The sequence below is a fragment of the Rhizobium sp. CRRU65 genome (assembly GCF_048551595.1).
Taxonomy (GTDB): domain Bacteria; phylum Pseudomonadota; class Alphaproteobacteria; order Rhizobiales; family Rhizobiaceae; genus Rhizobium; species Rhizobium leguminosarum_J.
On the sequence record NZ_JBLYZH010000007.1, the window covers coordinates 66,439 to 90,996 of the forward strand.

The window sequence follows — 24,558 nt, forward strand, 5'->3', positions numbered from 1 at the left end:
CCTGAACGCATGAGCCCCCACGCATGAGCCCCAACGCATGAGCCTCGTCAAGAAATTCGCGACCGTCGGCGGCGCCACCCTCGGCAGCCGCATTTTCGGCTTCGCCCGTGAAACGTTGATGGCTGCGGCCCTCGGCACCGGACCGATGGCCGACGTCTTCTACGCCGCCTTCCGCTTTCCGAATCTCTTCCGCCGGCTGTTTGCCGAGGGCGCCTTCAACGCCGCCTTCGTGCCGCTCTTTGCCAAGGAGATCGAGGCGAACGGCACGGATGGCGCCAAGCGCTTTTCGGAAGAGGTCTTCGGCGTGCTGTTTTCGGTGCTGCTCCTCATCACCATCGTGATGGAGCTTGCCATGCCGCTCTTGGTGCGCTTCGTCATCGCGCCGGGCTTTGCCGACGATCCCGAAAAATTCTCGATCACGATCCGCATGGCGGCGGTGATGTTTCCCTATCTGATGTGCATGTCGCTAACGGCAATGATGAGCGGCATGCTGAATTCGCTGCATCATTTCTTCGCCGCCGCCATCGCGCCCGTCTTCCTCAACGTGGTGATGATCGGGGCGCTGTTTTATGCGCTCTATACCGGCGCCGATCCGCTGGCGACCGCCTGGTATCTCTCCTGGGGCGTTCTTGCCGCCGGCGTGCTGCAGCTTGCCGTCGTCTATGTCGGCGTACTTGCGGCCGGTATGAGCATCGGCTTCCGCTTCCCGAAGATGACGCCCAATGTCAAGCGGCTGCTGATCCTGGCGGTGCCGGCTGCGGTGACCGGCGGCATCACCCAGATCAATCAGCTGATCGGCCAGGCGATTGCGTCGTCCCGCGACGGCGCGATCGCAGCACTGCAATATGCCGACCGTATCTATCAGCTGCCGCTCGGGGTCGTCGGCGTCGCCGTCGGCGTGGTGCTTCTGCCGGAACTGGCCCGGGCGCTGAAGGGCGGCAACCTGCGCGAGGCCGGGAACCTGCAGAACCGCTCGATCGAATTCGTGCTGTTCCTGACGATCCCTGCCGCCTTCGCGCTCTGGATCCTCTCCGACGAGATCATCCGCGTGCTCTACGAGCGCGGCGCCTTCCATCAGGAAAACACCGCGGTCGTCGGCTCGATCCTGGCGATTTACGGCATCGGCCTGCCGGCCTTCGTGCTGATCAAGGCGCTGCAGCCCGGTTTCTATGCCCGCGAGGACACCAAGACGCCGATGCGTTTTTCGGCCATCGCGGTTGCGACCAACTGCGCCACGGCGCTCACCCTCTTTCCCTATATGGGCGCGCCCGGCATCGCGGTCGCCGAAGCCACCGCCGGCTGGATCAGCACCGTGCTGCTGTTCGCCACACTTTTGCGCCGCGGCCACCTGACATGGGAATGGGCGCTGGCAAAGCGCACGGCCCTGCTGATCGTCGCCGCGGCCGTGATGGGCGCGGCCATCGTCTTCCTCAAGCAATATTGGGCGCCATCGCTTGCTTCCGGCGCGCCGCTTCTCACCAAGATCGGCACCCTTGGGCTGCTGATTGCGATCGCCATGCTGATCTATTTCGCCGCCGCCTTCCTGGTTGGCGGGGCAAATCTCGGCATGATCCGACGCAATCTGAACCGCAAGCCGGCGCCGGCAAAGGACGGTTGAGGCCAGTCGTAACTACCGTGACTCTGGCTAGTTGATGGCTGTGGCTTGGGACCAGACCACCATCCATCGTCCGTCATGCCGCTCATAAGTGTCAGTGTGCCAGTAGTCGTTGAGGGCGACTTTGTGGCCGCCGAAGACAACCTCCAGCTGAGCACGATACCGAAGAACAGCGACTCCGTCATAAAGCCGCACGGCAATGTCAGCGGGCTCCCAGATCAAGTAGTTGATCTGCCCGGAGGCGATCGCACCTAGATATTCTTCCTTGGAAAGCGTGGCACCGATCGGCGTTATCAACTGGAAGTCCGGAGCGTGAAGCTGTTGTGCCCGAACAATATCGGCGTTGATCAGGGCACGCAGCCTCGCGTGCTCCGTCTCGCGAAGAAGGTTGGCCTCATTGGCCGGCGAGAATGCGTCGACGGTCGGGATTGTCATGTCCGTTCTCCAATTGAAAGCAAAAGCTATTTGAATCTACGCATCGTGCTAGGCCGGCACCAATCCCAAGTCGATGAGGCTTTGGGCGCTGGCGCGGATGCATTGCTCTTCTGGACGTGAGCGCCACCCGAGGACGCGGTGGGCTTTTGCCGCACTGACACTGAGGTCGCGATTGAGCTCATGAACAATGGTTCGTGCATCGGGGTCGGATTGCGCCATGACCCTGACGATCTCGTCAGAGACTTCGCCGGACGGCAGGCGGGAGGCATGGTCGGGAAAGGAATGGGCACGAATGGCCACAAGGTCCTTGAGCCAGAAAAACCGTCCACCGATGATGAACCGTTGGCCGCCGGCAGCAGGATCGGTCATCGCTCGAATGTGGGCATCGGCGGTATCACGCACATCCACGACGGAGAAGCCAAAGCGCGGGATACCGTTGAATCGTCCCGTCATCAAATGGTGGATCAATCCAACAGACGTCCCGAAATTCGGCCCGAGCAACGGCCCGAGGATGACGCTTGGATTGATCACGGCCAGATCGAGCGTCTTAGATTTGTAATAGGGCGTCGCCCGCGGGCTTTCCGGGTCGGTCCAATTCTCTTCGGTAAAGGGCGCCCGCCCGTCGCCATGGTTGGTGGCAGCTATGGAGGATGTCAGAACAACACGTTTGACCCGTGCCCGATGCGCCTCGCGAAGCACGCGCAACGCACCATCGCGGGCTGTCTGGATCAATGCATTCTCATTTTCGGAATATCCCGGCGGGAAAGGTGATGCGGTGTGAATGACATAGTCGCATCCTTCGACGGCCGCAGCCCAACCGCCATCGCTGTCAAGATCGGCCTGCACCAAACTGAGGTTTTCCAGTTGCCCGTCGGTGTGCGCTCCAAGACGACCGACTATCGCAGCGCTTGTACCGATGCTGCGTAGGCTTCCTCTGACCCGATACCCCTGCTTGAGCAACTGCAGGGCAATGTGGCCTGCGAGAAATCCGCCAATGCCGGTCACCAGTACGGTGGCATCATTAGAATTATCTGACGTGATACTCACGGGTATCTCCTGACTGCGCACCCATGCGCCTTCATCGACTTAGAGATGCAGAATGATCGGAAAATCGCCCAAATTCTGGATGCTGCCCTGCCGGTGTTCGTGCGTTTCGGCTTTCGAAAGACTTCGATGGCCGACATTGCGCGCGCCGCAGGAATTTCGCGAGCATCGCTCTATCTGAGCTTCAACAGTAAGGAAGAGCTTTTCCGAGCCGGTTCCAGGCGAGCGCATACTCGCGCACTGGATGAGGTGGGAGCGGCTCTGGCAGGACAGGGAAACGCGTTTGACCGAATGGAAATGGCCATAGCAGTGTTTCAGCGAGAGTTAATCGCCCCTTTTGGCGGCAGCCCCGATGCAGAAGAGCTGTTTGCCGCCAATATGGCCTTGGCTGCGGATATCACGCTCGACGCGCGGACACGGCTATTGACTATGCTGACACAGACGCTGGATGCTGCTGCGGAAGCTAAGGAAATCGATCTCGAACCACTGCAGGCCTCGCCTATCCAACTGGCCAATATCATGATGGCTGCAATGGATGGGATCAAACACGCGCAATGGAACGGTTCCAGCCTCGATGACGATACAAAACTATTCATGCGCCTCTTGCGGGTGGCGGTGACGTCGCGGAGCGGCCAATAGAGTTGGTCGCGGCAGGTCTCTTCGCCGCCACCGAATCGGCGATCCTTAAATTAGAATGGGAAAAGGCGGACCCGGTGATTCCTCAGCAATCCACCCATCGTCGCTGCGGTCCGACGTCGACATGGATGATGCCGTTGCAATAGCTGCCGATGCCGCCGATGCCCGGCGCGCTTCTTGCGGCAGCTATGATCGTGCGCTCCGACAGGCCGGGCATCCTGATATCGGCCGCCAGACATTTTCCATGTAGGGACCCATGGCGGCGGGGATGCGGCCTGTGGCCCGAGGTGATCACAGGGCGTCGGCCGGTCGTCGCAGCAATATGCGACAGGACCGCTCGCAGGCGCCCTGGAAAGCAGCCGGCACGAACGCTGACGGTCTGGACCGTGTAGGCGAGACGTGCCTGATGTTTTGCAAGATGAACGGCATGCCTTTTCATATCTTGACCGACGGCACCCGTTGCTGATTGAAAGGCGAAAAGGCCTGCTATGGCGAGCAAAATTGCGTTCTGCATGGTCTCTCCGATCGGCGACCGCGGCAGCCCCATCGGCGCCGGCACCAGGCGCAGGATTTTCGGTTCAAAAAAAGCTTTTTTGTGAAATTTTATACTCAATTATGAGTAAGACAGTTGATCAATTCGGCTTAAAATCCGGGGAATTGCCGCTCACAACTGGAATAAACATCTCAAACGCGAGGCAACCCATGACGATCCAGTCTCTTTTCCTCGTCACTCTCGTGGTCGACGATTACGACCGCGCCAAGGCTTTTTATTGCGATGGCCTCGGTTTCGATTGCCTTCAGGACGAGCTGCAGCCGAAGGGCAAGCGCTGGGTGGTGGTGAAGCCGAGGGGTGGGGATGGAGCCGCCTTTCTGCTGGCGCAGGCGGCAGACGAGACGCAGCGCGCGGCCATCGGCAATCAGACCGGCGGACGTGTCGGCTTCTTTCTGAAGACCGACGATTTCGCCCGCGACCATGCCGCGATGCGGGCAGTCGGCGTTCGCTTTCTGGAAGAGCCGCGTCACGAGGTTTACGGCACGGTGGCGGTTTTTGCGGATCCCTACGGCAACACTTTCGATTTGATCCAGCACACGGCTGCCTGAACCCCTTGATTGCGACCGGTTGCCCGTGCATAAGCCGCGGCGTTAGCAACATGGGCGCAAAGCCCTGCTGCATTCTGCAGCAATTTAAACTGTGACAGCGTGGGCCCTCCACCAGCCTATTGAGGACGACATGAGCGAATTCAAGAAACTCGTATTCTCCGGCGTGCAGCCGACCGGCAATCTGCATCTCGGCAATTATCTCGGCGCGATCCGCCGGTTCGTGGCGCTGCAGGAAGGCAATGACTGCATCTACTGCGTCGTCGACATGCATGCGCTCACCGCCCAGCTCGTGCATGAGGACATGCCGAGCCAGACGCGCTCGATCGCCGCCGCCTTCATCGCTGCCGGCATCGATCCGGAAAAGCATATCGTCTTCAATCAGTCGGCCGTGCCGCAGCATGCCGAACTCGCCTGGATCTTCAACTGCGTCGCCCGCATCGGCTGGATGAACCGGATGACGCAGTTCAAGGACAAGGCCGGCAAGGACCGCGAGCAGGCCTCGCTCGGGCTCTACGCCTATCCGAGCCTGATGGCCGCCGACATTCTCGTCTATCGCGCCACCCATGTGCCTGTTGGTGAGGACCAGAAGCAGCATCTGGAGCTTGCCCGCGACATCGCGATGAAGTTCAACCTCGACTATGCCGAGCATATCAGCAGGACCGGTTACGGCGTCGACATCACCGTCGGCAACGAGCCGGTGCATGCCTATTTCCCGATGGTCGAGCCGTTGATCGGCGGGCCGGCGCCGCGCGTCATGTCGCTGCGCGACGGCACCAAGAAAATGTCGAAGTCGGACCCTTCCGATCTCTCGCGCATCAACCTGATGGACGACGAGGACGCGATCTCGAAGAAGATCCGCAAGGCCAAGACCGATCCTGACGGCTTGCCGAGCGAGATCGACGGGCTGCAGGGCCGTCCGGAAGCCGACAATCTGGTGGCGATCTATGCCGCACTCGCCGACAAGTCGAAGGCGGACGTGCTTGCCGAATTCGGCGGCCAGCAATTCTCCGTCTTCAAGCCGGCGCTGGTCGACCTGGCGATCAACGTGCTCGCACCGATCACCGGCGAAATGCGCCGGCTGATGGATGATACCAGCCATATCGACGCGATCCTGCGCAAGGGCGGCGAACGCGCAAGGGCCCGCGCCGAGGTGACGATGCAACAGGTGCGCGACGTCATCGGCTTCCTGTATTGAGATAAATCTCCTCTTCTCTCCACCGTGGGAGAAGGGGACCTTCCCCTGGGGAGAAGGGGATTTCTTCTCGGGCATCAGGGCAAAAACTGGACTTGCAAATTTTCCCCTTCAGGTGTCAGAGTCCGCGCCATGGTATCGAAGCGACTCTCACGGCTCGAAGGTCACCGCCGCAAATTCATGGCAGTGATCGACGGCACACCCGAATGCCAACGCGCCGTTCATTATGCCGGCCGGCGCGCGAAGAATTCCAATGGCGGGCTAGTGCTGCTCTACGTGATCCCCGATGGGGATTTCCAGCAATGGCTCGGCGTCGAAGAGATCATGCGGGCCGAAGCGCGCGAGGAAGCCGAGGCGGTGGTTGCCAAGATCGCCCAAATCGTGCGCGAGACCATCGGCATCGAGCCTGAGGTCGTGATCCGCGAGGGCGGTGCTGCCGAACAGATCAATGCCGTGATCGAGGAAGACCGCGATGTAGCGATCCTGGTTCTGGCCGCCGGTTCGGCGAAGGAAGGTCCAGGGCCGCTGGTCTCCTCGGTCGCCGGCCGCGCGGCGGCGTTTCCGATCCCGGTCACCGTGCTGCCGGATACGCTGACCAACGAGGAAATCGACGCCCTCTGTTAGCGAAACATGCGAGCGGTTTTCGGACGAGATCACGCTCTAACTATTTAGATTAGAACAGGATTCTGATTTTAGTCCGACCGGGCCTAAAAATCATCCTGTTCCAGCATTTCTTGAGTACAAGTCTCTTGATTAGAGCCGTCAATCGGCTTATCTTCTTTTGAAGAATTCTAAAGACGGCCGAGACCATGGGCCGGCCGCATGGAGAATCAGATGTTCATTCAGACCGAAGCCACGCCGAATCCCGCCACGCAGAAGTTCCTGCCGGGCAAGGTGGTGATGGAAAACGGCACGGCCGAGTTCCGCAGCACTGAGGAGGCTCAAGCCTCGCCGCTCGCTGCCCGCCTGTTCGAAATATCAGGCGTCACCGGCGTCTATTTCGGCTATGATTTCATTTCCGTCTCCAAGGATAATGCCGACTGGCAACATCTTAAGCCGGCTATATTAGGCTCGATCATGGAGCACTTCATGTCCGGCAAGCCGGTCATGGGCGATGCCTCCATCCTTTCCGAAGACGCCGATGCCGGCGACGAATTCTTTGACGAAGGCGATGAATCGATCGTGCTGACCATCAAGGAGCTTCTGGAAACCCGCGTGCGCCCAGCCGTTGCCCAGGACGGCGGCGACATCACCTTCCGCGGCTTCAAGGACGGCAAGGTCTTTCTGAACATGAAGGGTTCCTGCGCCGGCTGCCCGTCTTCGACGGCAACGCTGAAGCACGGCGTGCAGAACCTGCTGCGGCATTTCGTTCCGGAAGTGCAGGAAGTGATTGCCGCTTAAAAATCCTAAATTCGTCCGGCCGTTCATCTCGGGTTCGGCCGAACGGATTTATCGATAGGCGACACTGGTTTATTCGGAAATTGATGGCATGATCATTCTGGCGCTCGACACGGCGGGTGTGGACTGCGCTGCCGCCGTCTTTGACAGCGGCAGGAATACGGTGCTGGGGGAGGCATCGGACATGATCGGCAAGGGGCATGCTGAACATCTGATTGGTATCGTCGATCGCGCACTCGATCAGGCGGGACTGGCCCTTTCGGATGTCGACCGCCTTGCCGTCACCATCGGTCCCGGCTCCTTTACCGGGATCCGTGTCGGCGTTGCCGCAGCCCGCGGTTTTGCGCTCTCCCTGAATGTGCCGGCCGTTGGCATCACCACGCTTGAAGTCATGGCATCAGCCCAGCGCGACAAGACGCCTCATCGCGCCGTGCTGGCGGCGATGGATGCCAAGCGGGACGAAATCTACCTCCAGTCCTTCGCAGCCGACGGTTCGCCCCTCGACGCGCCACGGGCAGTCAGCGTTGCGCAAGCGCAGGCTTTTGCCGCCGGCTTCGACGGCGAGATTACCGGTTCGGCGACGCCCCTCCTCAAGGCCGGCGCCGGCGGCGATCATACCAACAGATTCCCGATCTCCATCGTGGCGCGCCTGGGCGCTGCCGCCTCCCCCGATTCCGGAAAGCCGAAGCCCCTTTATCTGCGCGGACCCGATGCCAAGCCGCAGGCCGGGTACGCAATTGCGCGACGAGTATGACGATGCTGGAAGCCTATCTGACGCTGAAACCGGAATTCGAGATCATCGCCATGGAGCGCGAGGATTGCCGCGATGTTGCCATCCTGCACGGCGAGCGCTTCGCCCGCCCCTGGGGCGACGGTGAATTTCACGGCCTGCTGATGCAGGATACCGTCTTCGGCTTCGTCGCGCGCCAGACCAATGCCATCCTGAAAAAGCCGCTTCCGGGGTTCATCCTTGCCCGCCATGTCGCCGGCGAAGCGGAGATCCTGACGATTGCCGTGCAGGCGAAGGTCGCCCGTGCCGGGCTTGGCTGGCGGCTGATGCAGGCGGCGATGCGGGAAGCGCGGTCGCGCGGCGGCGAGAGCATGTTTCTCGAGGTCGATAACGGCAATACGGCAGCGCTTGGCCTCTACCGCAAGCTCGGCTTCGAAAAGGTCGGCGAACGTCAGGGTTATTACAAACAAGAAAACGGCGCCCTCTCCACGGCGCTTGTCATGAAGCGCGTTCTTCGGTAGTTCCCTGGCAGCGAGATAACATGCAGGCTGGCGCAAATGCCGTGCGGCGTTGTCGAAACACGAATATCTCTATAGGCCGGCGATGACTGATGTAGCCAAGACCCTTGAGGAGCTTTGCACCGAACGCGGCATGCGCATGACCGAGCAGCGCCGCGTGATCGCGCGCATCCTGGAAGACTCGGAAGACCATCCCGACGTCGAAGAACTCTACCGCCGCTCGGTGAAGGTCGATGCGAAGATCTCGATCTCGACCGTCTATCGCACCGTGAAACTGTTCGAGGATGCCGGCATCATCGCCCGCCACGACTTCCGCGACGGACGCTCGCGCTATGAAACGGTGCCGGAAGAACATCACGACCATCTTATCGACCTGAAGACCGGCACGGTCATCGAATTCCGCTCGCCGGAGATCGAAGCGCTGCAGGAGCGCATCGCCCGCGAGCACGGCTTCCGGCTGGTCGACCACCGCCTCGAGCTCTACGGCGTTCCGCTGAAGAAAGAAGATCTCTGAAGCAATGGCAGCCCGGGAGACCAGCATTTGATCGCCTGGCTGCGAATCGCCTTCGCCGCGGTCGTTATCCTCGCCGTCAGCATCGTGCTCATGCCGCTGCAGGTACTGGCGCTGCGGTTCGACTGGCGGCTGCGGCGCAGGCTTCCCGGCACCTGGCACCGGATCGTCTGCTATTGCCTCGGCATCCGCGTCCGCGTCACGGGCAAGCTGGAAGATCGCCGGCCGCTGATGCTCTGCTCCAACCATTCCTCCTGGCTGGATATCATGGTGATGTCGGCCGTTGCCGACGTCGTCTTCATCGCCAAGATCGAGGTGCGTGACTGGCCGATCTTCGGCACGCTCGCCAAGCTGCAGAAGAGCGTCTTTGTCGTGCGCGAGGAGCGGCGCAAGACTGGTCATCAGGCAAACGAGATCGCCGGGCGCATGGCCGACGGTGAGATCGTCGTGCTCTTTCCCGAGGGCACGACCTCGGACGGCAACCGGCTGCTGGAGGTCAAGTCCTCGCTGTTTGGCGCCGCCGCGATGGCGGTGCCCACGTCACCGACGGGAACGGTCGTGGTGCAGCCGGTGGCGGTTGCCTATACCAGGGTGCATGGCATCGCCATGGGGCGTTATCACCGGCGGCTCGCCGCCTGGCCGGGGGATCTCGACCTCTTGCCGCATCTCATCGACATCGTACGCTGCGGCGCCATCGACGCCGAAGTTTCCTTCGGCGAGGCGGTGGACTACCGCGCCGAGACCAGCCGCAAGGAGGTGAGCGCGACGATCGCCTTGCGCATCCGCAACCTCCTGAACAGCCGCCTGCGCGGGCGGGAAATCTCTTAGAGCCTTTCCTGGTCAGATTGCAGCATTCTGCCGGAGCAGGTTTTCGTCAGGGCAGAGGCGATTGGCGAAGGGTATACCTCTTGGTACGTCCGAGCCGATCGCCTTTGGCCTGGCGGAAAGATGCCCGGCCCTTCGGGTTGGCTGAAACGGGCCGGCTGATCGACCGGCCGGCTTGGCCGTAGAGCCGGGCTACGACACGCCGGCCGGTCGACCATCCGACTCCGTTTGAGCCAACAGAATGCTTCAATCTGACCAGGAAAGGCTCTAGAAGAAGATTTCGATTTTCTCTGGCGGCAAAAACCACTAAATAGCGCGCCATGACACAGGATAGCGCCCTTCTCCAGGCCCCCGAGGCAATTCCGAGCGACAGCCTCCACGACGGCAGCAACAGCCGCAAGGTCTTCATCAAGACCTATGGCTGTCAGATGAACGTCTACGATTCCATGCGCATGAGCGATGCGCTCGCCCGCGACGGCTACGAGCCGACGGACGATATGGAAGAGGCGGACCTCGTTCTGCTCAACACCTGCCATATCCGCGAGAAGGCGGCCGAGAAGGTCTATTCGGCGCTCGGACGGCTCCGCGATATGAAAAAGAAGAAGGCGGCGGACGGACGGGAGATGATGATCGGCGTTGCCGGCTGCGTCGCCCAGGCCGAAGGCGAGGAGATCCTGCGCCGCGCACCCGCCGTCGACGTCGTCATCGGCCCGCAGACCTACCACCGCCTGCCGGAAGCGCTACGCCTGGCCAAACAAGGCCAGCGCGTCGTCGATACCGAATATGCGATCGAGGACAAGTTCGAGCATCTGCCGATCGCCGAGAGCCGAAGGATCCGCGCCCGCGGCGTCACCGCCTTCCTGACGGTGCAGGAGGGCTGCGACAAATTCTGCACCTTCTGTGTCGTGCCCTATACACGCGGCTCGGAAGTGTCGCGGCCGGTTTCGCAGATCGTCGAGGAGGCCGAAAAGCTCGCCGACAGCGGGGTGCGCGAGATCACCCTGCTCGGGCAGAACGTCAACGCCTGGCACGGCGCCGGGCCGCAAGGTGAGGCATGGAGCCTCGGCGACCTGCTCTACCGGCTGGCCGAGATCCCCGGCCTTGCGCGGCTGCGTTATACCACAAGCCATCCGCGCGACATGGACGACCGGCTGATCAATGCCCATCGCGACCTGAGCGCACTGATGCCCTATCTGCACCTGCCGGTGCAATCGGGCTCGGACCGCATCCTGAAAGCGATGAACCGGCGCCATACGGCCGCCGAATATCTCACGCTGATCGAGCGCATCCGCACGGTGCGGCCCGACATCGCGCTGTCGGGCGATTTCATCACCGGCTTTCCGGGGGAGACAGATGAGGATTTTAAGGATACATTGAGACTTGTGGAGGAGGTCCGTTATGCACAGGCCTTCTCGTTCAAATACTCGACGCGGCCGGGCACGCCCGGCGCGGAGCTGAAGGACCAGGTGCCGGAAGAGATCAAGGCAGAACGGCTGGAACGCCTGCAAATGCTTCTCCTGAAGCAGCAGCAGGAATTTGCCGAATCCTGCATCGGCAAAGAGATCGACCTGTTGCTCGAAAAGCCCGGTCGCATGCCGGAACAACTAATCGGACGTTCTCCCTGGCTTCAATCCGTGAATGTTGATGCAAAAGCATCGCAAATCGGTGACATTATCAAAGTGCGAATCACAGGAACCGGAACAAACAGCCTGTTTGCGGAACGCGCAGAGGCTGCGGTTTAACCCAAGGAGCCCGACCGCTTGAACGGACAAGAATTGGTTTCTTCTTCACCGCGCCACCCCCGCACGCCGAGCGATACCAATCACTTCGTCCTGACGTTCGAGAACAACCGCTTCGCCAGCGAGCTCTTCGGTCAATTCGACCAGAACCTCAAGCTGCTCGAACAACGGCTGAACATCGATGCGCGGGCACGCGGCAATTCGGTCGTCATCACAGGCGATGTTGTGACCACCAACCAGGCGCGGCGCACGCTCGACTATCTCTATGAAAAACTTCAGAAAGGCGGCAGCGTGGAACAATCCGACGTCGAGGGCGCAATCCGCATGGCGGTCGCCGCCGACGATCAGCTCAGCCTGCCGACCATGGAGCGCAAAGCCAAGTTGACGATGGCCCAGGTTTCCACGCGCAAGAAGACGATCATCGCCCGCACGCCGACGCAGGACGCCTATATCAGGGCGCTGGAACGCGCCGAGCTCGTTTTCGGCGTCGGCCCGGCCGGCACCGGCAAGACCTATCTCGCCGTCGCCCATGCCGCTCAGCTCCTGGAGCGCGGCGCTGTCGAAAAGATCATCCTGTCGCGCCCGGCTGTCGAGGCCGGCGAGCGCCTCGGCTTCCTGCCCGGGGACATGAAGGAAAAGGTCGATCCCTATCTTCGCCCGCTCTATGACGCACTCTACGATATGATCCCGGCCGACAAGGTCGATCGGGCGATCACTGCCGGCGTCATCGAAATCGCGCCGCTGGCCTTCATGCGCGGCCGCACGCTCGCCAACGCCGCCATCATCCTCGACGAAGCGCAGAACACGACGTCGATGCAGATGAAGATGTTCCTGACGCGTCTCGGCGAGAATGCGCGCATGATCGTCACCGGCGACCCGAGCCAGATCGACCTGCCGCGCGGCGTCAAATCCGGCCTCGTCGAGGCCTTGCAGCTTCTGAACGGCGTCGAGGGCATCTCGATCGTGCGCTTCACGGATACCGACGTCGTCCGCCACCCGCTGGTCGGGCGCATCGTCAGGGCCTATGATTCCACGTATGCCGTCGCCGAAGACGTCAGCCGGCAGGGCTAATGGCCGAACTCGACATCCAGATCAGCGTCGAGGACATCGGCTGGCCCGGCGAGGAGACGCTGCTGTCGTTTTGCGAACGCGTGCTCGGCGCAGCAGTGGTCTATCTCAGCGACAGCGAGAAGCAGCCCTTCCCGACGTTGCCGCCCGAGGTTTCGCTTGTTTTCACCGACGATGCCTCGATCCAGGACATCAATGCGGAATGGCGCGGCAAGGACAAGGCGACCAACGTGCTCTCCTTTCCGGCCTTTCCGGTTCAGCCCGGCAAGATGCCCGGCCCGATGCTCGGCGACATCATCATCGCCCGGGAGACGCTGGAGCGGGAAGCGGCCGAGCTCGAAAAGAGTTTCGACGACCACCTGACCCATCTTCTGGTGCACGGTTTCTTGCATCTTCTCGGCTACGACCATATGAATAGTGCCGAAGCCGAAATTATGGAGGGGCTGGAGACTCGCATTTTGGCCCAGCTCGGCCTATCTGATCCCTACGAGGGTCAAGACCTTAAAATGGAACCATGAGCGACTTTACGACGAAGCCGGCGGCAGACGCCAAGGACTCCGAGCCATCCTCCTCTTCCGACGAGGCGGGCAGTAGTAGTCGGCCATCCGGCCGATCGCAATCCTTCTGGTCGCGCGCCGCGCGTATCCTTCGCCCGCAGCAGGGCTCGCGACTGCGTGAGGATCTCGCCGACGCGCTGATGACCGATGCGGCCGGCGACGACGCCTTTTCGCCCGACGAACGGGCGATGCTCAACAACATCCTGCGCTTTCGCGAGGTCCGCGTCGCCGACGTGATGGTGCCGCGCGCCGATATCGAAGCGGTCGACCAGAACATCACCATCGGCGAGTTGATGATCCTCTTCGAGGAATCCGGCCGCTCGCGCATGCCTGTCTATGCCGATACGCTCGACGATCCGCGCGGCATGGTGCACATTCGCGACCTGCTCTCCTATGTCGCCAAGCAGGCGCGCAACAAGCGCCGCGGCCCGGCGAAGCCGACCACCGTCGTGCCGGCGATCGAGGTCGCGCCCGAAAACATCCAGAAGACCACGCGTTCGACCAAGCCGAATTTCGATCTCGCCCGCGTCGACCTGCAAAAGACGCTGGCCGAGGCCGGCATCGTCCGCAAGATCCTGTTCGTGCCGCCGTCGATGCTGGCGTCCGACCTGTTGCGCCGCATGCAGGTGAACCGCACGCAGATGGCGCTCGTCATCGACGAATATGGCGGCACCGACGGGCTTGCCTCGCATGAGGACATCGTCGAAATGGTGGTCGGCGACATCGATGACGAACATGACGATGAAGAGGTGATGTTCAAGCGCGTCGCCGAGGACATGTTCATCGCCGACGCCCGCGTCGAGCTCGAAGAGATCGCCCAAGCGATCGGGCCGGATTTCGACATCAGCGAGCAGGTCGACGAGGTCGATACGCTGGGCGGCCTGATCTTCTCAGCACTTGGCCGCATCCCGGTGCGCGGCGAGGTCGTCCAGGCGCTGCCGGGCTTCGAATTCCACATCCTCGACGCCGATCCGCGCCGCATCAAGCGGCTGCGCATCACCCGCAAGCGCCACGCGATCCGCCGCCGCGCCAAGGCGGATGGTGACGCTGCTCCCGGCGACGACCGGCCGGCGGAATCGACCGCCAACTGACAGAAGGGCGCGATCCGGGATGTCGGAAAGCGCTGGGCCTGCCCGAGGACGTGATCAAGGCTTGTCCTCTGGTGTCTGGGCGTGGTTTGAAGCCGGCGGCGAGAGGCCGGTCGAGAAATTGCACGCGGCCGCTTCAGGTCTGGCTTACGGTGAGCCTCAAGCGAAAAGCCCGACTAATTATCGAATATCGAAACCCGTCGGCATCACCGAGATCATCTTGGGGGAGCATCAGGAACGGCCTTGCGATCAGCCACGGACAATGCCGTGGATTTCCCGATATTGTTCCAACTGTTCTTTCGGACCGCCGAACGAGACCTTCTAAGAGCGCTGCGTCGCGATCACCTTGCCGCGGCTGCCCGATGGTGTCGGATCACTTCGTTGATCGTGAAGGTCAGAAATTTCTCGGCAAAGTCAGGGTCTAAACCCGATGTCGACGCGAGTGAGCGCAGTCTTTGGATCTGTGATTGTTCGCGCTCGGGATCAGAGGCGGGGAGTCCTTGCCTAGCCTTGAGCGCCCCAATCGCCTTTGTGCAACGGAAACGTTCTGCCAGCATATGCATCAACGCGGCGTCAATGTTGTCTATCGAGGCACGCAAGGCGAGGAGCTCGTGCGGAAAAGTCGATGTCATCGTGGGTACCCTTTAGTTGTGGTCACGTCTGTTTGTCGCGACACTGTCGCGCAAAATCCAAGACACATTTGGCCAATGGATGCGTTGGCAAAATCTGAACAACCGGCGAGGCTGCTTCAAGCTTTTCCAGAGAGCGTTGAGCGGAACGCCATCCCGATTCGATTCAGAGCGTTCATCAGGGCAATCGCATATGTCAGGTCCGCTAGTTCCTTGTTGTTGAATTCGACAGCAGCAGCCTCATAATCGCTATCAGGAACGCCGGTTTCGGCGACACGTGTTACGGTTTCCGCCCACGCCAGCGCGCTTCGTTCGCGGGCGTTGAATAGGTGACCAGCGTTTCGCCATATGGGCACTTGCCCGAGCTTCTCAACGGTCAGCCCTAACTCCAGGAGACTGCGGGAATGTACGTCGACGTAAAGCGCACTGCGATTCATTTGCGAAACTCGTAGATAAACCAGATCGAACAGTTGCTTGGGAAGGTCGCTCTTCTCAACAGCGGCGCGAACGCCCGCGAAGGCGTTGAAACCGTCAGGGGAAGCACTGGCACAATCAATGCGATCCGCCATGAAGAAATCCATGTTGCGACTGTAGGACGGATCATGTCCAATCTCGCACCAGTCGAGAAGGGCCATGAAGCAACTTGCGCACTGGGCCATGCAATCCTTGATGGACACTACCGGCAAAAGGCGATCGTTTCTTTTTGAAGGAGCTGCCCTTGGAACTGCCGCTGACGGCAAGATTGCGCCCTGCCGCACAAGTTCTGAAAATTCACTATTCACATGAGTTGCAATATCCGCTTTGCGAGGTGCTCCGCCACGCTTTGGCTGCCAATGTTCGTGAAGTTGACGAGCAGGGCCGCCGGCGCTTCCGAAAGCATCGTCCAATCGGCCAAGGCCTCCGCGTAAAGTCCGCTTTCCCGCATACGCGCTGAAAGCAAGCGGTCTGAGTGCTGGTTTTTCAGCTGGAGAATCAAGTGCATCCCACCCGGTTGGGAGGCAATGCTCATGTGCTTTCCAAGGACCGTCTCGAGGCCTATCGCCGTTGCTTTCCTGCGCTGAGCATAAAGTTTTCGCATCCGTTGGATATGACGCGCGAAGTGCCCCTCTTTGATGAACGCGGTGACGATTGCTTGTGTAAGCTCAGGACTCCCTCCCGCTAAAGTTTGGCTGATATGCTCAAACCGCTCGACCAGGTCTTCCGGGACGACAAGATAAGCTAGTCGAAGACCCGGAAAGAGAACCTTGCTGAAGGTGCCGGAATAGAGGACACGCCCATTGCGATCCAAGCTCTTTAGCGCGGGCAGCGGACGACTAACGTAGCGGTACTCGCCGTCATAGTCGTCCTCGATAATCCAAGACTTACTTTTCGCGGCCCAGTCCAGGAGCGCTAATCGCCGCGGCAAAATCAAAGACATGCCCAGTGGACTTTGGTGTGCGGGCGTCACAACGGCTGCAACAGCGCCATGGGCCGCCTTCAAGCCATCGGATATCACCATCCCGTCTTGATCCACTCGCACTGGGACGGTCGTGATTTGCATGTGTCTGAATATCTCTCGCGTTGGCGGATACCCCGGATCCTCAAGCCAGACGTGGTCTCCTGCCTTCAACAAAGTGTCGGCGATCAGTTCTATGGTGTGGCGATAACCTGATGTTATGAATACCTGAGAAGGTGAGCAGCCAATTCCTCGCGAAACCTGCAGGTAAGTTGCGATCTCCGTTCGCAGTGCGGGTAGGCCGTATATTGGAGGATGGACCATATCAGACGGCTGCATAGCGCGGACGCATCCCGCGCCCAGCCGCGCCCAGATCTTCCGAGGAAATGCATCGAGGGCTGGCAAGCCCATCTGAAACGGCAAAATGGAATCCGGACGAAAGCTAACCTCCGCTGCATTGCTTATTTGCTGCAGGGCTGGGACAGGCACAGGCGTGAGCGTACTGAGGCCCGGTGTTACAACGGTACCTGCTTGACCGTGTGATTCGATGTATCCCTCGGCTGCGAGCAAAGAATATGCCGATTCGATCGTACCTCTTGCCAAACCGAGTTCTTTTGTCAGCGCCCGCGCCGAGGGTATCCGGTCCCCGGGCTTCAACAGGCCCGAGGCAATGGCGGCGCGGAACCGATCGTAGATTTGCCGATAGAAAGGCACGCCTGCGTTCGGATCTAGTGGCGGAAAGTCGTTGCTCTTCGCGACGGTCATGGGCCAGTCGTCATTTCAGCTTCGCTGCAAAGATCTGTACCATATCGTCCAGTGAACCGACAGCACGAAGGTCACCGATCTTGTGACGTGAGTGTCGTAAGCGCCGGTACCTGCAATCGCATTGATGGTCCAGATTCGTTTACCGTTCTTGGACCTTGGGTCTGCTTTGACCGGCCTGTACGCTCATTAATGCGGCCGGTGCCGCGCAAGATCAGGAGTGGATCCAATGAGAGTGCTTCATGTCAGCTGCAGTCCTCGCGGGGAAGCATCCGAGAGCTATCGACTCTCGCAACAGATCATCAGCCAGTTGCGGCAGAGCGATCCCGACGCAACGGTAATCGACCGTGTGATTGGCCAAGGCGCCATCCCGCCGATCGACGAGGATTACGCGGTTTCCCAAGGCTCCTCCAAAGACGTGTCTCAACTCGGATCCATGGCCAAGTCTGAGGAGTTGATACTGGAGCTGGAAACTGCGGACGTCGTGGTCATTTCTACGCCAATGCATAATTTGACGCTCCCCGCGACCTTGAAGTTGTGGATCGATCATATCGTTCGAACGCGGAGGACCTTCAATATCAGCAAGTTTGGAAAGGTCGGGACGCTACAGGATCGCCCCGTCTTCGTCGCCATCTCCTCGGGCGGTCGATTCTCCGGTGAGCACCCGCAACAACCCGACTTTCTCACGCCATACCTGACAGCAATCCTAGGCATGATCGGCCTACATAACGTAGCGATATTCTCGGTCCAAGGAACAGGCTCGCACGTCAATGAGCTTGCTTCGATAAGACGCAACACGGATCAATTGGTCCGTGAACACTTTGCCTCTTTCCATCCCGATCTGATCGCGGTGCCAACTTACTGATCGAGAATGGTGGGTGGGGTTAAAGTCGCAGGGTCAACTTTCAGTGCTGTCGGCTTCGATCGTTATCGCGCCAAGCTTGCTAAATCTGACAACAACGCGTTCGTCAGCGACCTTCAGCAATCTACTTATCTTCAAGGTTGCGGCAGATTGCACTGCTCGGCAACCTGCGCAAAATGCGAACGTCCGTTTGCATGATCCCGATAAGATGTTCTTTGCCGATCCGGCCGGAGGCCAACGCCCAACTTGAACCGCGGCGGTGGCGGCCCATGAGAGGCAATGTCTTCATTTAGAACGACTATCTGAGCCTTCCGCAGCCAGCAGGTGGGTTACGGGACATGCCCTAGCCTGCCGAGGCTGCGTGCGAAAGAGTGCGTGATGGCCCTAGTGTGACGCAACGCACTCATGGACTAATAATGAAGTCTAATCATGGTCCTTCTATCGACATCTCGATTTCAATAAAACAGAAGCAGATCGTCGCTGCATATGCGGCACGCTCTTTTCGCCAATATGTCAAAGCATCGACGAACCTATCGCGAAATAGACCTCGAATTCGCGGGGATATATTTTTGCGTGTTGCGTTCCTCGTCTCCAAAATGGAAGGAAATTGCCATGAACAGCCGTATCGACTATCGAAAGACTTCAGCTGCGGTTTCCAGAAATTTCAACGGGTTTCAGGAGCCCTTGCAAAAGATCAGCAAGTGGGCTGCGGTTCCTCGCATCCCAGCACACTGCGTAAGGTCAAAATTTGCATGTGCTGCACCTGCAGTTGCGATGTTCCTTGTTGGAAGCGGTGCCTTCGCCGATACCAGTGACGTCAAGGGGCCAAGGCCAGTGATCGTCGCGAAGTCGGGCGAACATTGCAAGGATGATCCAAACTGCTTTAACCGAGTTCACTATGCGGTTAAGCCAGTTGCGCGTGTGAAGCCTGGCCAGAAATTCATTCTCGAGACCCGTGATGGGCTGGATTCCGACCTTGATTTTTCGTCGACCGCGGAGGACGTCGCGGCCGTCGACCTGAACCGCTGCCACCCCCTGACGGGCCCCGTCTATATTGAAGGGGCCAAGAAGGGCGATTCTATTGCCGTGACAGTGGTGGACATCGAGCCTGACGAATTCGGGACGACCACGGTCGTTCCGGGATTCGGTTTCCTGAGAGATCTGTTCACCGATCCATACATTGTTCACTGGGATCTGAACCGCCTGGAAGCACGCTCCAAAGACATGCCCGGCATCTCGGTGCCAAACAACTCCTTCATGGGTACCATTGGTGTGCTTCCAGACAAGGAAGAACTTCAAAAATGGCTTAAGCGCGAGCAGGAGCTTGCCGATGCAGGCGGTGCAGTGCTGACGCCGCAGCCAGTTGAAGCGCTACCAGCAGATCTCTGTGGCGTCGATGGCACAGCAAAGTCCGAATGCCTACGCACCGTTCCGCCGCGTGAGAACGGAGGGAACGTTGACGCCAGGGAAACAATTGTCGGTACGACGATATTGTTGCCATGCTTCATCGACGGTTGTGGTCTGTTTGCCGGTGACGTCCACTTTGCCATGGGCGGCGGCGAGGTGGCCGGAACCGCCATCGAGACGGGTGGTAGGGTGACACTCGAGGCCCAGGTCAGACCAGGTGGTGCCAAGCTTCAGACTACAATGCATTTCGAAGGCGGTTCACAGCTCAAGCAGCTTGCGCCATCGAGTTTCTACGCGATCTCAGGTCTCCCGGTTAAGAGTGAAGGCGAACTGCCTGTTTTTGAGACCTACCTTGGTGGTGAGAAGATTGCTCCGCTCGCAAACCTCTCGGAGGATCTCACGCTAGCAGCGCGAAACGCCACGCTCAACATGATCGATTTTCTGGTCAAGACCAAGGGACTCACCCGCGAGCAGGCTTACGTTCTGACCAGTGTCGCTGTCGACCTCAACATAGCGCAGGTCGTCGACTACCCCAATGTGGGGGTTACGGCGATCTTGAATCGCGACGTGTTCAAGGAGCAATGATCATGCAACGCCGCACCCTATTGACCTTAGGCACAGGCTTAGCCGTTTCAGTGCTTACGGGGTTCCGCCCGGCGGCTACGACCACCGAGACACACCACAGGCCCGCCGGACTTTGGTTCGCCGATATGGAACCCGACGGCTTGACGCGGACCTACCGCCGGTACCGCCTTCTGCTCGTCGGTCAGAGAGACGATGCAGTCGCGAGTGACCTGTCGGAATCGGCAGTAGAGGTGCTGGAACGTTTTCTGCCTGCTTCGCGCGCAAGACTGATCCGCGCCGCTGACACACGGCGCGTCGGGGTCCTCATCGGCACACGCCAGCAGGATATCGCCATCATGACGAGGGAGAGCGCCGAGGCGCTCTTCGCCGCCGGACCGCCCTTCGCCGATATTCGCAATCTGCCATTAAGGCTCATCGTGTCGTTCGACAGCCACGTGCTGGTGAGCCGAACGGATTTTCCGGACAGTCATGCCTATGCCGTCGCGCAAACACTGACCGAGCACAAAAACCTACTGCCGAGACCTGCCGTCGCACCCGATGGGCTGATCCCCGTGCACCGAGGAGCTCACGCTTATTTTACGGGCGAAACCATCTGACAATCGTGACGACGTGAGCATCACACCTCGTGTGACCAGCAATCAGAATTGAGGTTGACAATGACAATCGTAAAGGCCGCCGCGGTCCAGATCAGTCCCTCGCTTTACAGCCGTGAAGAAACGGTCGACAAAGTCGTCACCAAGATCGCCGACCTTGGTGACAAGGGGGTCCAGTTCGCGACCTTTCCCGAAACGGTCGTCCCATATTACCCGTATTTCTCCTTCGTCCAGTCCGCCTATGACTTGCGGACAGGAAAAGAGCATCTGCGATTGCTGGATCAATCGGTCACCATCCCATCTGACACCACACGCACCATCGCTGAAGCCTGTAAGCGAGCGAGGGTGGTCGTTTCCATAGGGGTCAATGAACGCGACGGGGGCACGATCTACAATACCCAGTTGCTGTTTGATGCCGATGGTACTTTGTTGCAGCGACGCCGCAAGATTTCACCGACCTTCCATGAAAGGATGATCTGGGGATATGGAGACGGGTCTGGCCTTCGGGCTGTCGACAGCGCGGTGGGACGTATCGGCCAACTCGCATGCTGGGAGCATTACAATCCGCTTGCGCGCTTCGCGCTCATGGCTGATGGCGAGCAAATTCACTCGGCAATGTATCCCGGCTCGTTTGGGGGGGATCTGTTTTCCGAACAGATGGCTGTCAACATCCGGCAGCACGCGCTGGAATCCGGTTGTTTCGTGGTCAATGCAACAGCCTGGCTCGACCCGCAGCAACAGGCCCAGGTCATGGAAGACACCGGCTGTAGTATCGGTCCGATTTCCAGCGGCTGCTTTACCGCGATTGTCGCACCGGACGGCAGCTTGATCGGGGAACCATTGCGCTCAGGCGAAGGCGTCGTGATTGCTGATCTCGACTTCACCCTGATCGACAAACGCAAACAGCTGATGGATTCACGCGGACACTATAGCCGGCCCGAACTGCTCAGTCTGTTGATCGATCGTACGCCGACAATTCACGTGCATGAGCGCATCACGCCGTCCGTGCCGACGAATACTGCCGAGGTCACTGAAGGAGGTCCTGCGTTGGTCTGATTACCGCATCAGCTTCGCCCTCCGGAACTTGATCGTTGAACTCTCACCGTCGGCTTTTGAAAGGATACAACGATGACCGACAGCAACGGAATAAGCGTGGTTCGCACCCCGGTCTGGATCGAGCATATTCGCATCGTATCCAAAAGATCATTCGACCAGGTCAAGACGAAGATCGAAAAGCTGCCTCACTTTGACAATGGGATCCGGAAAATACTTCGGGATGGCGACTTCGTCAGGGTCAAGAAGGAGTTGGAAAGATTACAGGGCAGCGCCGGGCTGATCATATTTTCCGTGGCAACGCACGGGGACTGGCTGGCGATTCGTGGCGGAAGCCGCCACGCGCTTCAATACGTTATCGGCAATGTGCTGATTTCTAGCGAAATGACGAAGCACCAGCTGCCAGCAGGATTGTACGCGCCATTGAGGATCATGCTCTATGAAAATGAAGAAGGGACTGCGACCTTGGAATACGATCGACCGTCGGATCTATTTGGGCAGTTCAACGATGATAGAGTGACAAGCGTCGCGGAGCATCTCGATCAACAAATCTATGATTGCCTGGTTGCGGCAGCGGCCTGATATCCTCGAGCAATTCCCGGGAGGCAGACAAGCGCTCTTACATCCGCTGCCTTTAGGTGAAGTGCGAACCTAGCAGGCAGTCATGCATGCCCGGGAGCTGGGCGCTAATGGCGCTCATTGCGCCGATACGAGTTTGAGACCAATCACTCCCGATAAGATCGCCATGATGCAAACGAACCTCATGGGTGTTGGCGGGTCACCAAGAAACATCATCCCGAAAATTGCCGTTCCCGCCGCGCCGATGCCCGTCCAGACGGCGTAGCCGGTTCCGACTGGGAGTGTACGCAGGGAAAGTGAAAGGAGAAATACGCTCGACAATCCAGCCGCGATTGTAATCAGCGTCGGTATTAGCCGCGTGAAACCTTCGGACATCTTCATACACAAGGCAAATGCGATTTCGAGGATGCCGGCGATACTCAATAATGCCCATGCCATCGGTTAATCCATTCTTTGTTTGCCGGGCTTACCGCCCGCCATGGTGGTCGGTGCCTGGTTTGCGAGTTAGGAATTCCTCTTGTGTCTGGGAGCGATGGTTGCGGAGAAAACGCCTTGTTTAGAGGCACATCGGCATTCCAATACGTGGACGACGATCCGGTTGGGCTGGTTGAAAAGTGACCCTCGGGTCGACGTTCCGAAGTGGCTTCGAATGGGTCACGCCCAATCCCCACATCGCAAGGATTGGAACATGCCTATGCCGTTTAAGAGCAAGCTTGTTTGGATATGCTTCCGGAATGAGGCACGTCGATCGTCAGCTTGCGATCCAACTCTGGGCCTTGAAAGAGCTCAACGGGTCTTTCGAAACCCTTCAATTGGCGATGCCCGATGGGAAGGCGCTCACAACCAATGTGTGCTTCCACAAATGAACGCGACATCAGCAACTGGCGACTTTCCTCGCTGCAAACATGTTGTATCCGGTTCACCAGATTGACGTCTGGTCCGATCAACGTGAAATCAAGACGGCCGCCGGAGCCGATGTTTCCATAGTTGACGATGCCATAGTGCAGCGCGATGCCAACATCCATCTTGATACCGGTGGCTTCTGCCGTTCGGGTCGAGATTTCTATCGCGGCGTTATAAGCGGAGGCTGCCGCCCATTCGGCACTATACGCCGGGAAGAAAGCCAAAACGGCATCTCCCATGAACTTGGCGACTTCACCACCGTTGCCTGTAATCGAAGGTACGACCTTATCGTAGTAACAATTGACGAATTGCATGACCTCCTGGGGTGGCAGGCGGTTGGAAAGTTTGGTGAAACCCCGCAGGTCGCAAAGCAGCAACGCCGCGTCGATGGACTCAACCTCGCCTTGCCGTATGTGGCCAGCCCGAACACGTTGCGCCGTGTAGGGGCCGATGTACGTATCAAGCATGGTGTTCCCCACTTTTCGAAGCGTCAGCAGTTCACAGACGTTACGAAGCGCGGGCGAAACGCGCTGAATGATTTGGCGCTCAATGTCGGTAAAGCCGGTCGGTTTTCGCGTCGCAAAAGAGGCGGTGCTAACCGGGCCGTCAGAATTGCAGAGAGGTGAGACGATCAATTGCTCGAGGTTGCGATCCGCGAAGGTCCTCAGACACTGCCAGCTTGCTCCGACGCCGCTACGGCCAACCACGACTGTTCTTCTCGTCCGCATTGCGTGAGATATTGCGCTATCCATGAACGCCAGGCTAATGGTCCCGTGTTGGCGATCCTCGATATCGACGGGTTCTTCCTCCGTCCAGGCAATGCTCCTACCGAAATATTCTGGATGCAGCGTTATAAGGTAGAGTGCCAATCGATCGACTGGCACTCCAATTGATCGAAGTCGGCTGCCCAGTCCTGAAATGACCCCTGCCTCATCCAGTGCATGGCATTCGTCTCCGGCCAGCCAATCGATAATCGGCGAAGCCGAGGCGACCTCGGCGCCATGCACCAGCTTGTCCGTGCCCCGAGCAGCAACGGCATTATTCTCCACGGGTAGAAGCATGTTACGGTCCTTGTTGTGAAACTGACAGCCTACCGTGCTGCAACTGGCCACAAGCAGAAAGAGCCAAGAACCTTGTCTTCGGTTAGGGCATAAAGGGGCTCTTGCCGGGACTCTCGCCGACGATGCCTCGGCAACGCCTTGGCTCTGGCTCGACAGGTCGGTACCTGAGGAAGAAATCCTGCGGCCCCCTCCCGCGGGACGGGCGGCAGAGCGCTCCCTTGCAGCCAATGCT

27 protein-coding genes are annotated in these 24,558 nt (G+C 59.3%); 19 read left to right on the plus strand and 8 right to left on the minus strand.

What is annotated here, in order from left to right; genetic code table 11:
- Positions 1–37: 37 nt before the first annotated feature.
- Positions 38–1,618, plus strand: coding sequence for a murein biosynthesis integral membrane protein MurJ (gene murJ / locus ACM5SV_RS16200; RefSeq protein WP_003544894.1), 1,581 nt, complete (start codon positions 38–40; stop codon positions 1,616–1,618).
- A 27-nt stretch (positions 1,619–1,645) separates the two neighbouring features.
- Here murJ and ACM5SV_RS16205 read toward each other — a convergent pair whose 3' ends face one another.
- Complete coding sequence (locus ACM5SV_RS16205) at positions 1,646–2,050, minus strand: nuclear transport factor 2 family protein (protein ID WP_012755788.1); 405 nt, start codon at positions 2,048–2,050, stop codon at positions 1,646–1,648.
- Positions 2,051–2,098: 48 nt separating this feature from the next.
- Positions 2,099–3,097, minus strand: a complete 999-nt coding sequence (locus ACM5SV_RS16210) for an NAD-dependent epimerase/dehydratase family protein (RefSeq protein WP_221962156.1) — start codon at positions 3,095–3,097, stop codon at positions 2,099–2,101.
- 45 nt (positions 3,098–3,142) lie between these two features.
- Here ACM5SV_RS16210 and ACM5SV_RS16215 point away from each other — a divergent pair, with 45 nt between their 5' ends.
- On the plus strand, positions 3,143–3,733 hold the full coding sequence (locus ACM5SV_RS16215) for a TetR/AcrR family transcriptional regulator (protein ID WP_222015218.1): 591 nt from the start codon (positions 3,143–3,145) through the stop codon (positions 3,731–3,733).
- An 82-nt stretch (positions 3,734–3,815) separates the two neighbouring features.
- Here ACM5SV_RS16215 and ACM5SV_RS16220 read toward each other — a convergent pair whose 3' ends face one another.
- Positions 3,816–4,244, minus strand: a complete 429-nt coding sequence (locus tag ACM5SV_RS16220) for a YcbK family protein (protein WP_017995869.1) — start codon at positions 4,242–4,244, stop codon at positions 3,816–3,818.
- 188 nt (positions 4,245–4,432) lie between these two features.
- Here ACM5SV_RS16220 and ACM5SV_RS16225 point away from each other — a divergent pair, with 188 nt between their 5' ends.
- From ACM5SV_RS16225 to ACM5SV_RS16280, 12 genes are all read left to right on the plus strand, one after another.
- Positions 4,433–4,831 (plus strand): VOC family protein, encoded by a 399-nt coding sequence (locus ACM5SV_RS16225; RefSeq protein WP_012755784.1) that lies wholly within the window; start codon positions 4,433–4,435, stop codon positions 4,829–4,831.
- Positions 4,832–4,961: 130 nt separating this feature from the next.
- Positions 4,962–6,026, plus strand: a complete 1,065-nt coding sequence (gene trpS, locus ACM5SV_RS16230) for a tryptophan--tRNA ligase (RefSeq protein WP_017995867.1) — start codon at positions 4,962–4,964, stop codon at positions 6,024–6,026.
- 129 nt (positions 6,027–6,155) lie between these two features.
- Complete coding sequence (locus ACM5SV_RS16235; RefSeq protein ID WP_003544884.1) at positions 6,156–6,647, plus strand: universal stress protein; 492 nt, start codon at positions 6,156–6,158, stop codon at positions 6,645–6,647.
- 210 nt (positions 6,648–6,857) lie between these two features.
- Entirely contained in the window at positions 6,858–7,424 is a 567-nt protein-coding gene (locus ACM5SV_RS16240; protein WP_222015213.1) for a NifU family protein, read from the plus strand.
- 88 nt (positions 7,425–7,512) lie between these two features.
- On the plus strand, positions 7,513–8,175 hold the full coding sequence (tsaB, locus tag ACM5SV_RS16245; protein ID WP_222015211.1) for a tRNA (adenosine(37)-N6)-threonylcarbamoyltransferase complex dimerization subunit type 1 TsaB: 663 nt from the start codon (positions 7,513–7,515) through the stop codon (positions 8,173–8,175).
- Positions 8,172–8,672 carry a GNAT family N-acetyltransferase gene (locus ACM5SV_RS16250; RefSeq protein WP_017995865.1) on the plus strand — a complete coding sequence of 167 codons (501 nt, stop codon included), beginning with the start codon at positions 8,172–8,174 and terminating at the stop codon, positions 8,670–8,672. Before tsaB ends, ACM5SV_RS16250 begins: the two co-directional genes overlap by 4 nt.
- Before the next feature lie 82 nt (positions 8,673–8,754).
- Complete coding sequence (locus tag ACM5SV_RS16255; RefSeq protein WP_003544875.1) at positions 8,755–9,183, plus strand: Fur family transcriptional regulator; 429 nt, start codon at positions 8,755–8,757, stop codon at positions 9,181–9,183.
- A gap of 27 nt (positions 9,184–9,210) precedes the next feature.
- Positions 9,211–10,008: a lysophospholipid acyltransferase family protein gene (locus tag ACM5SV_RS16260; RefSeq protein WP_017995863.1), complete on the plus strand. Its 798-nt coding sequence runs from the start codon at positions 9,211–9,213 to the stop codon at positions 10,006–10,008.
- 317 nt (positions 10,009–10,325) lie between these two features.
- Positions 10,326–11,747: a tRNA (N6-isopentenyl adenosine(37)-C2)-methylthiotransferase MiaB gene (gene miaB, locus ACM5SV_RS16265; RefSeq protein ID WP_012755779.1), complete on the plus strand. Its 1,422-nt coding sequence runs from the start codon at positions 10,326–10,328 to the stop codon at positions 11,745–11,747.
- 18 nt (positions 11,748–11,765) lie between these two features.
- Positions 11,766–12,815, plus strand: coding sequence for a PhoH family protein (locus ACM5SV_RS16270; protein WP_003556049.1), 1,050 nt, complete (start codon positions 11,766–11,768; stop codon positions 12,813–12,815).
- Positions 12,815–13,330, plus strand: a complete 516-nt coding sequence (gene ybeY, locus ACM5SV_RS16275) for an rRNA maturation RNase YbeY (RefSeq protein WP_012755778.1) — start codon at positions 12,815–12,817, stop codon at positions 13,328–13,330. Before ACM5SV_RS16270 ends, ybeY begins: the two co-directional genes overlap by 1 nt.
- The gene (locus ACM5SV_RS16280) at positions 13,327–14,460 is read left to right on the plus strand and encodes a hemolysin family protein (protein ID WP_222015209.1); all 1,134 of its coding nucleotides are present in this window, start codon (positions 13,327–13,329) and stop codon (positions 14,458–14,460) included. The genes ybeY and ACM5SV_RS16280 overlap by 4 nt, the downstream gene beginning before the upstream one ends.
- Positions 14,461–14,798: 338 nt before the next feature.
- Here the strand turns inward: ACM5SV_RS16280 and ACM5SV_RS16285 are convergent, their stop codons facing one another.
- From ACM5SV_RS16285 to ACM5SV_RS16295, 3 genes are all read right to left on the minus strand, one after another.
- On the minus strand, positions 14,799–15,089 hold the full coding sequence (locus ACM5SV_RS16285; protein ID WP_017995859.1) for a chorismate mutase: 291 nt from the start codon (positions 15,087–15,089) through the stop codon (positions 14,799–14,801).
- Positions 15,090–15,205: 116 nt separating this feature from the next.
- Positions 15,206–15,655: a carboxymuconolactone decarboxylase family protein gene (locus ACM5SV_RS16290; protein WP_026157551.1), complete on the minus strand. Its 450-nt coding sequence runs from the start codon at positions 15,653–15,655 to the stop codon at positions 15,206–15,208.
- Positions 15,656–15,864: 209 nt separating this feature from the next.
- The gene (locus ACM5SV_RS16295; RefSeq protein WP_012755774.1) at positions 15,865–17,286 is read right to left on the minus strand and encodes a PLP-dependent aminotransferase family protein; all 1,422 of its coding nucleotides are present in this window, start codon (positions 17,284–17,286) and stop codon (positions 15,865–15,867) included.
- Positions 17,287–17,512: 226 nt separating this feature from the next.
- Here ACM5SV_RS16295 and ACM5SV_RS16300 point away from each other — a divergent pair, with 226 nt between their 5' ends.
- From ACM5SV_RS16300 to ACM5SV_RS16320, 5 genes are all read left to right on the plus strand, one after another.
- Positions 17,513–18,148 (plus strand): FMN-dependent NADH-azoreductase, encoded by a 636-nt coding sequence (locus tag ACM5SV_RS16300; RefSeq protein ID WP_113546657.1) that lies wholly within the window; start codon positions 17,513–17,515, stop codon positions 18,146–18,148.
- Positions 18,149–18,757: 609 nt separating this feature from the next.
- A complete protein-coding gene (locus ACM5SV_RS16305) occupies positions 18,758–20,137 on the plus strand; it encodes an acetamidase/formamidase family protein (RefSeq protein ID WP_012755772.1) in 1,380 nt (459 codons plus the stop codon).
- Between the two features lie 2 nt (positions 20,138–20,139).
- Positions 20,140–20,733 (plus strand): hypothetical protein, encoded by a 594-nt coding sequence (locus ACM5SV_RS16310; protein ID WP_012755771.1) that lies wholly within the window; start codon positions 20,140–20,142, stop codon positions 20,731–20,733.
- A gap of 60 nt (positions 20,734–20,793) precedes the next feature.
- On the plus strand, positions 20,794–21,786 hold the full coding sequence (locus ACM5SV_RS16315) for a nitrilase-related carbon-nitrogen hydrolase (RefSeq protein ID WP_221962162.1): 993 nt from the start codon (positions 20,794–20,796) through the stop codon (positions 21,784–21,786).
- Positions 21,787–21,858: 72 nt separating this feature from the next.
- Positions 21,859–22,365: a DUF302 domain-containing protein gene (locus tag ACM5SV_RS16320; RefSeq protein WP_012755769.1), complete on the plus strand. Its 507-nt coding sequence runs from the start codon at positions 21,859–21,861 to the stop codon at positions 22,363–22,365.
- A 114-nt stretch (positions 22,366–22,479) separates the two neighbouring features.
- Here the strand turns inward: ACM5SV_RS16320 and ACM5SV_RS16325 are convergent, their stop codons facing one another.
- The gene (locus tag ACM5SV_RS16325; protein ID WP_017995854.1) at positions 22,480–22,800 is read right to left on the minus strand and encodes a DMT family transporter; all 321 of its coding nucleotides are present in this window, start codon (positions 22,798–22,800) and stop codon (positions 22,480–22,482) included.
- A 263-nt stretch (positions 22,801–23,063) separates the two neighbouring features.
- Entirely contained in the window at positions 23,064–24,326 is a 1,263-nt protein-coding gene (locus ACM5SV_RS16330) for an adenylate/guanylate cyclase domain-containing protein (protein ID WP_222015207.1), read from the minus strand.
- Positions 24,327–24,558: the final 232 nt, after the last annotated feature.

Excerpts from the sequence above, each read along its gene's own strand:
- ACM5SV_RS16220 (WP_017995869.1), bottom strand. The coding sequence starts at position 4,244 with ATGCAGAACGCAATTTTGCTCGCCATAGCAGGCCTTTTCGCCTTTCAA.
- ybeY (WP_012755778.1), top strand. The coding sequence starts at position 12,815 with ATGGCCGAACTCGACATCCAGATCAGCGTCGAGGACATCGGCTGGCCC.
- miaB (WP_012755779.1), top strand. The coding sequence starts at position 10,326 with ATGACACAGGATAGCGCCCTTCTCCAGGCCCCCGAGGCAATTCCGAGC.
- tsaB (WP_222015211.1), top strand. The coding sequence starts at position 7,513 with ATGATCATTCTGGCGCTCGACACGGCGGGTGTGGACTGCGCTGCCGCC.
- ACM5SV_RS16290 (WP_026157551.1), bottom strand. The coding sequence starts at position 15,655 with ATGGCGGATCGCATTGATTGTGCCAGTGCTTCCCCTGACGGTTTCAAC.
- ACM5SV_RS16315 (WP_221962162.1), top strand. The coding sequence starts at position 20,794 with ATGACAATCGTAAAGGCCGCCGCGGTCCAGATCAGTCCCTCGCTTTAC.
- ACM5SV_RS16205 (WP_012755788.1), bottom strand. The coding sequence starts at position 2,050 with ATGACAATCCCGACCGTCGACGCATTCTCGCCGGCCAATGAGGCCAAC.
- ACM5SV_RS16325 (WP_017995854.1), bottom strand. The coding sequence starts at position 22,800 with ATGGCATGGGCATTATTGAGTATCGCCGGCATCCTCGAAATCGCATTT.
- murJ (WP_003544894.1), top strand. The coding sequence starts at position 38 with ATGAGCCTCGTCAAGAAATTCGCGACCGTCGGCGGCGCCACCCTCGGC.
- ACM5SV_RS16285 (WP_017995859.1), bottom strand. The coding sequence starts at position 15,089 with ATGACATCGACTTTTCCGCACGAGCTCCTCGCCTTGCGTGCCTCGATA.
- ACM5SV_RS16235 (WP_003544884.1), top strand. The coding sequence starts at position 6,156 with ATGGTATCGAAGCGACTCTCACGGCTCGAAGGTCACCGCCGCAAATTC.
- ACM5SV_RS16295 (WP_012755774.1), bottom strand. The coding sequence starts at position 17,286 with ATGACCGTCGCGAAGAGCAACGACTTTCCGCCACTAGATCCGAACGCA.
- ACM5SV_RS16240 (WP_222015213.1), top strand. The coding sequence starts at position 6,858 with ATGTTCATTCAGACCGAAGCCACGCCGAATCCCGCCACGCAGAAGTTC.
- ACM5SV_RS16225 (WP_012755784.1), top strand. The coding sequence starts at position 4,433 with ATGACGATCCAGTCTCTTTTCCTCGTCACTCTCGTGGTCGACGATTAC.
- ACM5SV_RS16250 (WP_017995865.1), top strand. The coding sequence starts at position 8,172 with ATGACGATGCTGGAAGCCTATCTGACGCTGAAACCGGAATTCGAGATC.
- ACM5SV_RS16310 (WP_012755771.1), top strand. The coding sequence starts at position 20,140 with ATGCAACGCCGCACCCTATTGACCTTAGGCACAGGCTTAGCCGTTTCA.
- trpS (WP_017995867.1), top strand. The coding sequence starts at position 4,962 with ATGAGCGAATTCAAGAAACTCGTATTCTCCGGCGTGCAGCCGACCGGC.
- ACM5SV_RS16300 (WP_113546657.1), top strand. The coding sequence starts at position 17,513 with ATGAGAGTGCTTCATGTCAGCTGCAGTCCTCGCGGGGAAGCATCCGAG.
- ACM5SV_RS16280 (WP_222015209.1), top strand. The coding sequence starts at position 13,327 with ATGAGCGACTTTACGACGAAGCCGGCGGCAGACGCCAAGGACTCCGAG.
- ACM5SV_RS16330 (WP_222015207.1), bottom strand. The coding sequence starts at position 24,326 with ATGCTTCTACCCGTGGAGAATAATGCCGTTGCTGCTCGGGGCACGGAC.
- ACM5SV_RS16215 (WP_222015218.1), top strand. The coding sequence starts at position 3,143 with ATGCAGAATGATCGGAAAATCGCCCAAATTCTGGATGCTGCCCTGCCG.
- ACM5SV_RS16305 (WP_012755772.1), top strand. The coding sequence starts at position 18,758 with ATGAACAGCCGTATCGACTATCGAAAGACTTCAGCTGCGGTTTCCAGA.
- ACM5SV_RS16255 (WP_003544875.1), top strand. The coding sequence starts at position 8,755 with ATGACTGATGTAGCCAAGACCCTTGAGGAGCTTTGCACCGAACGCGGC.
- ACM5SV_RS16320 (WP_012755769.1), top strand. The coding sequence starts at position 21,859 with ATGACCGACAGCAACGGAATAAGCGTGGTTCGCACCCCGGTCTGGATC.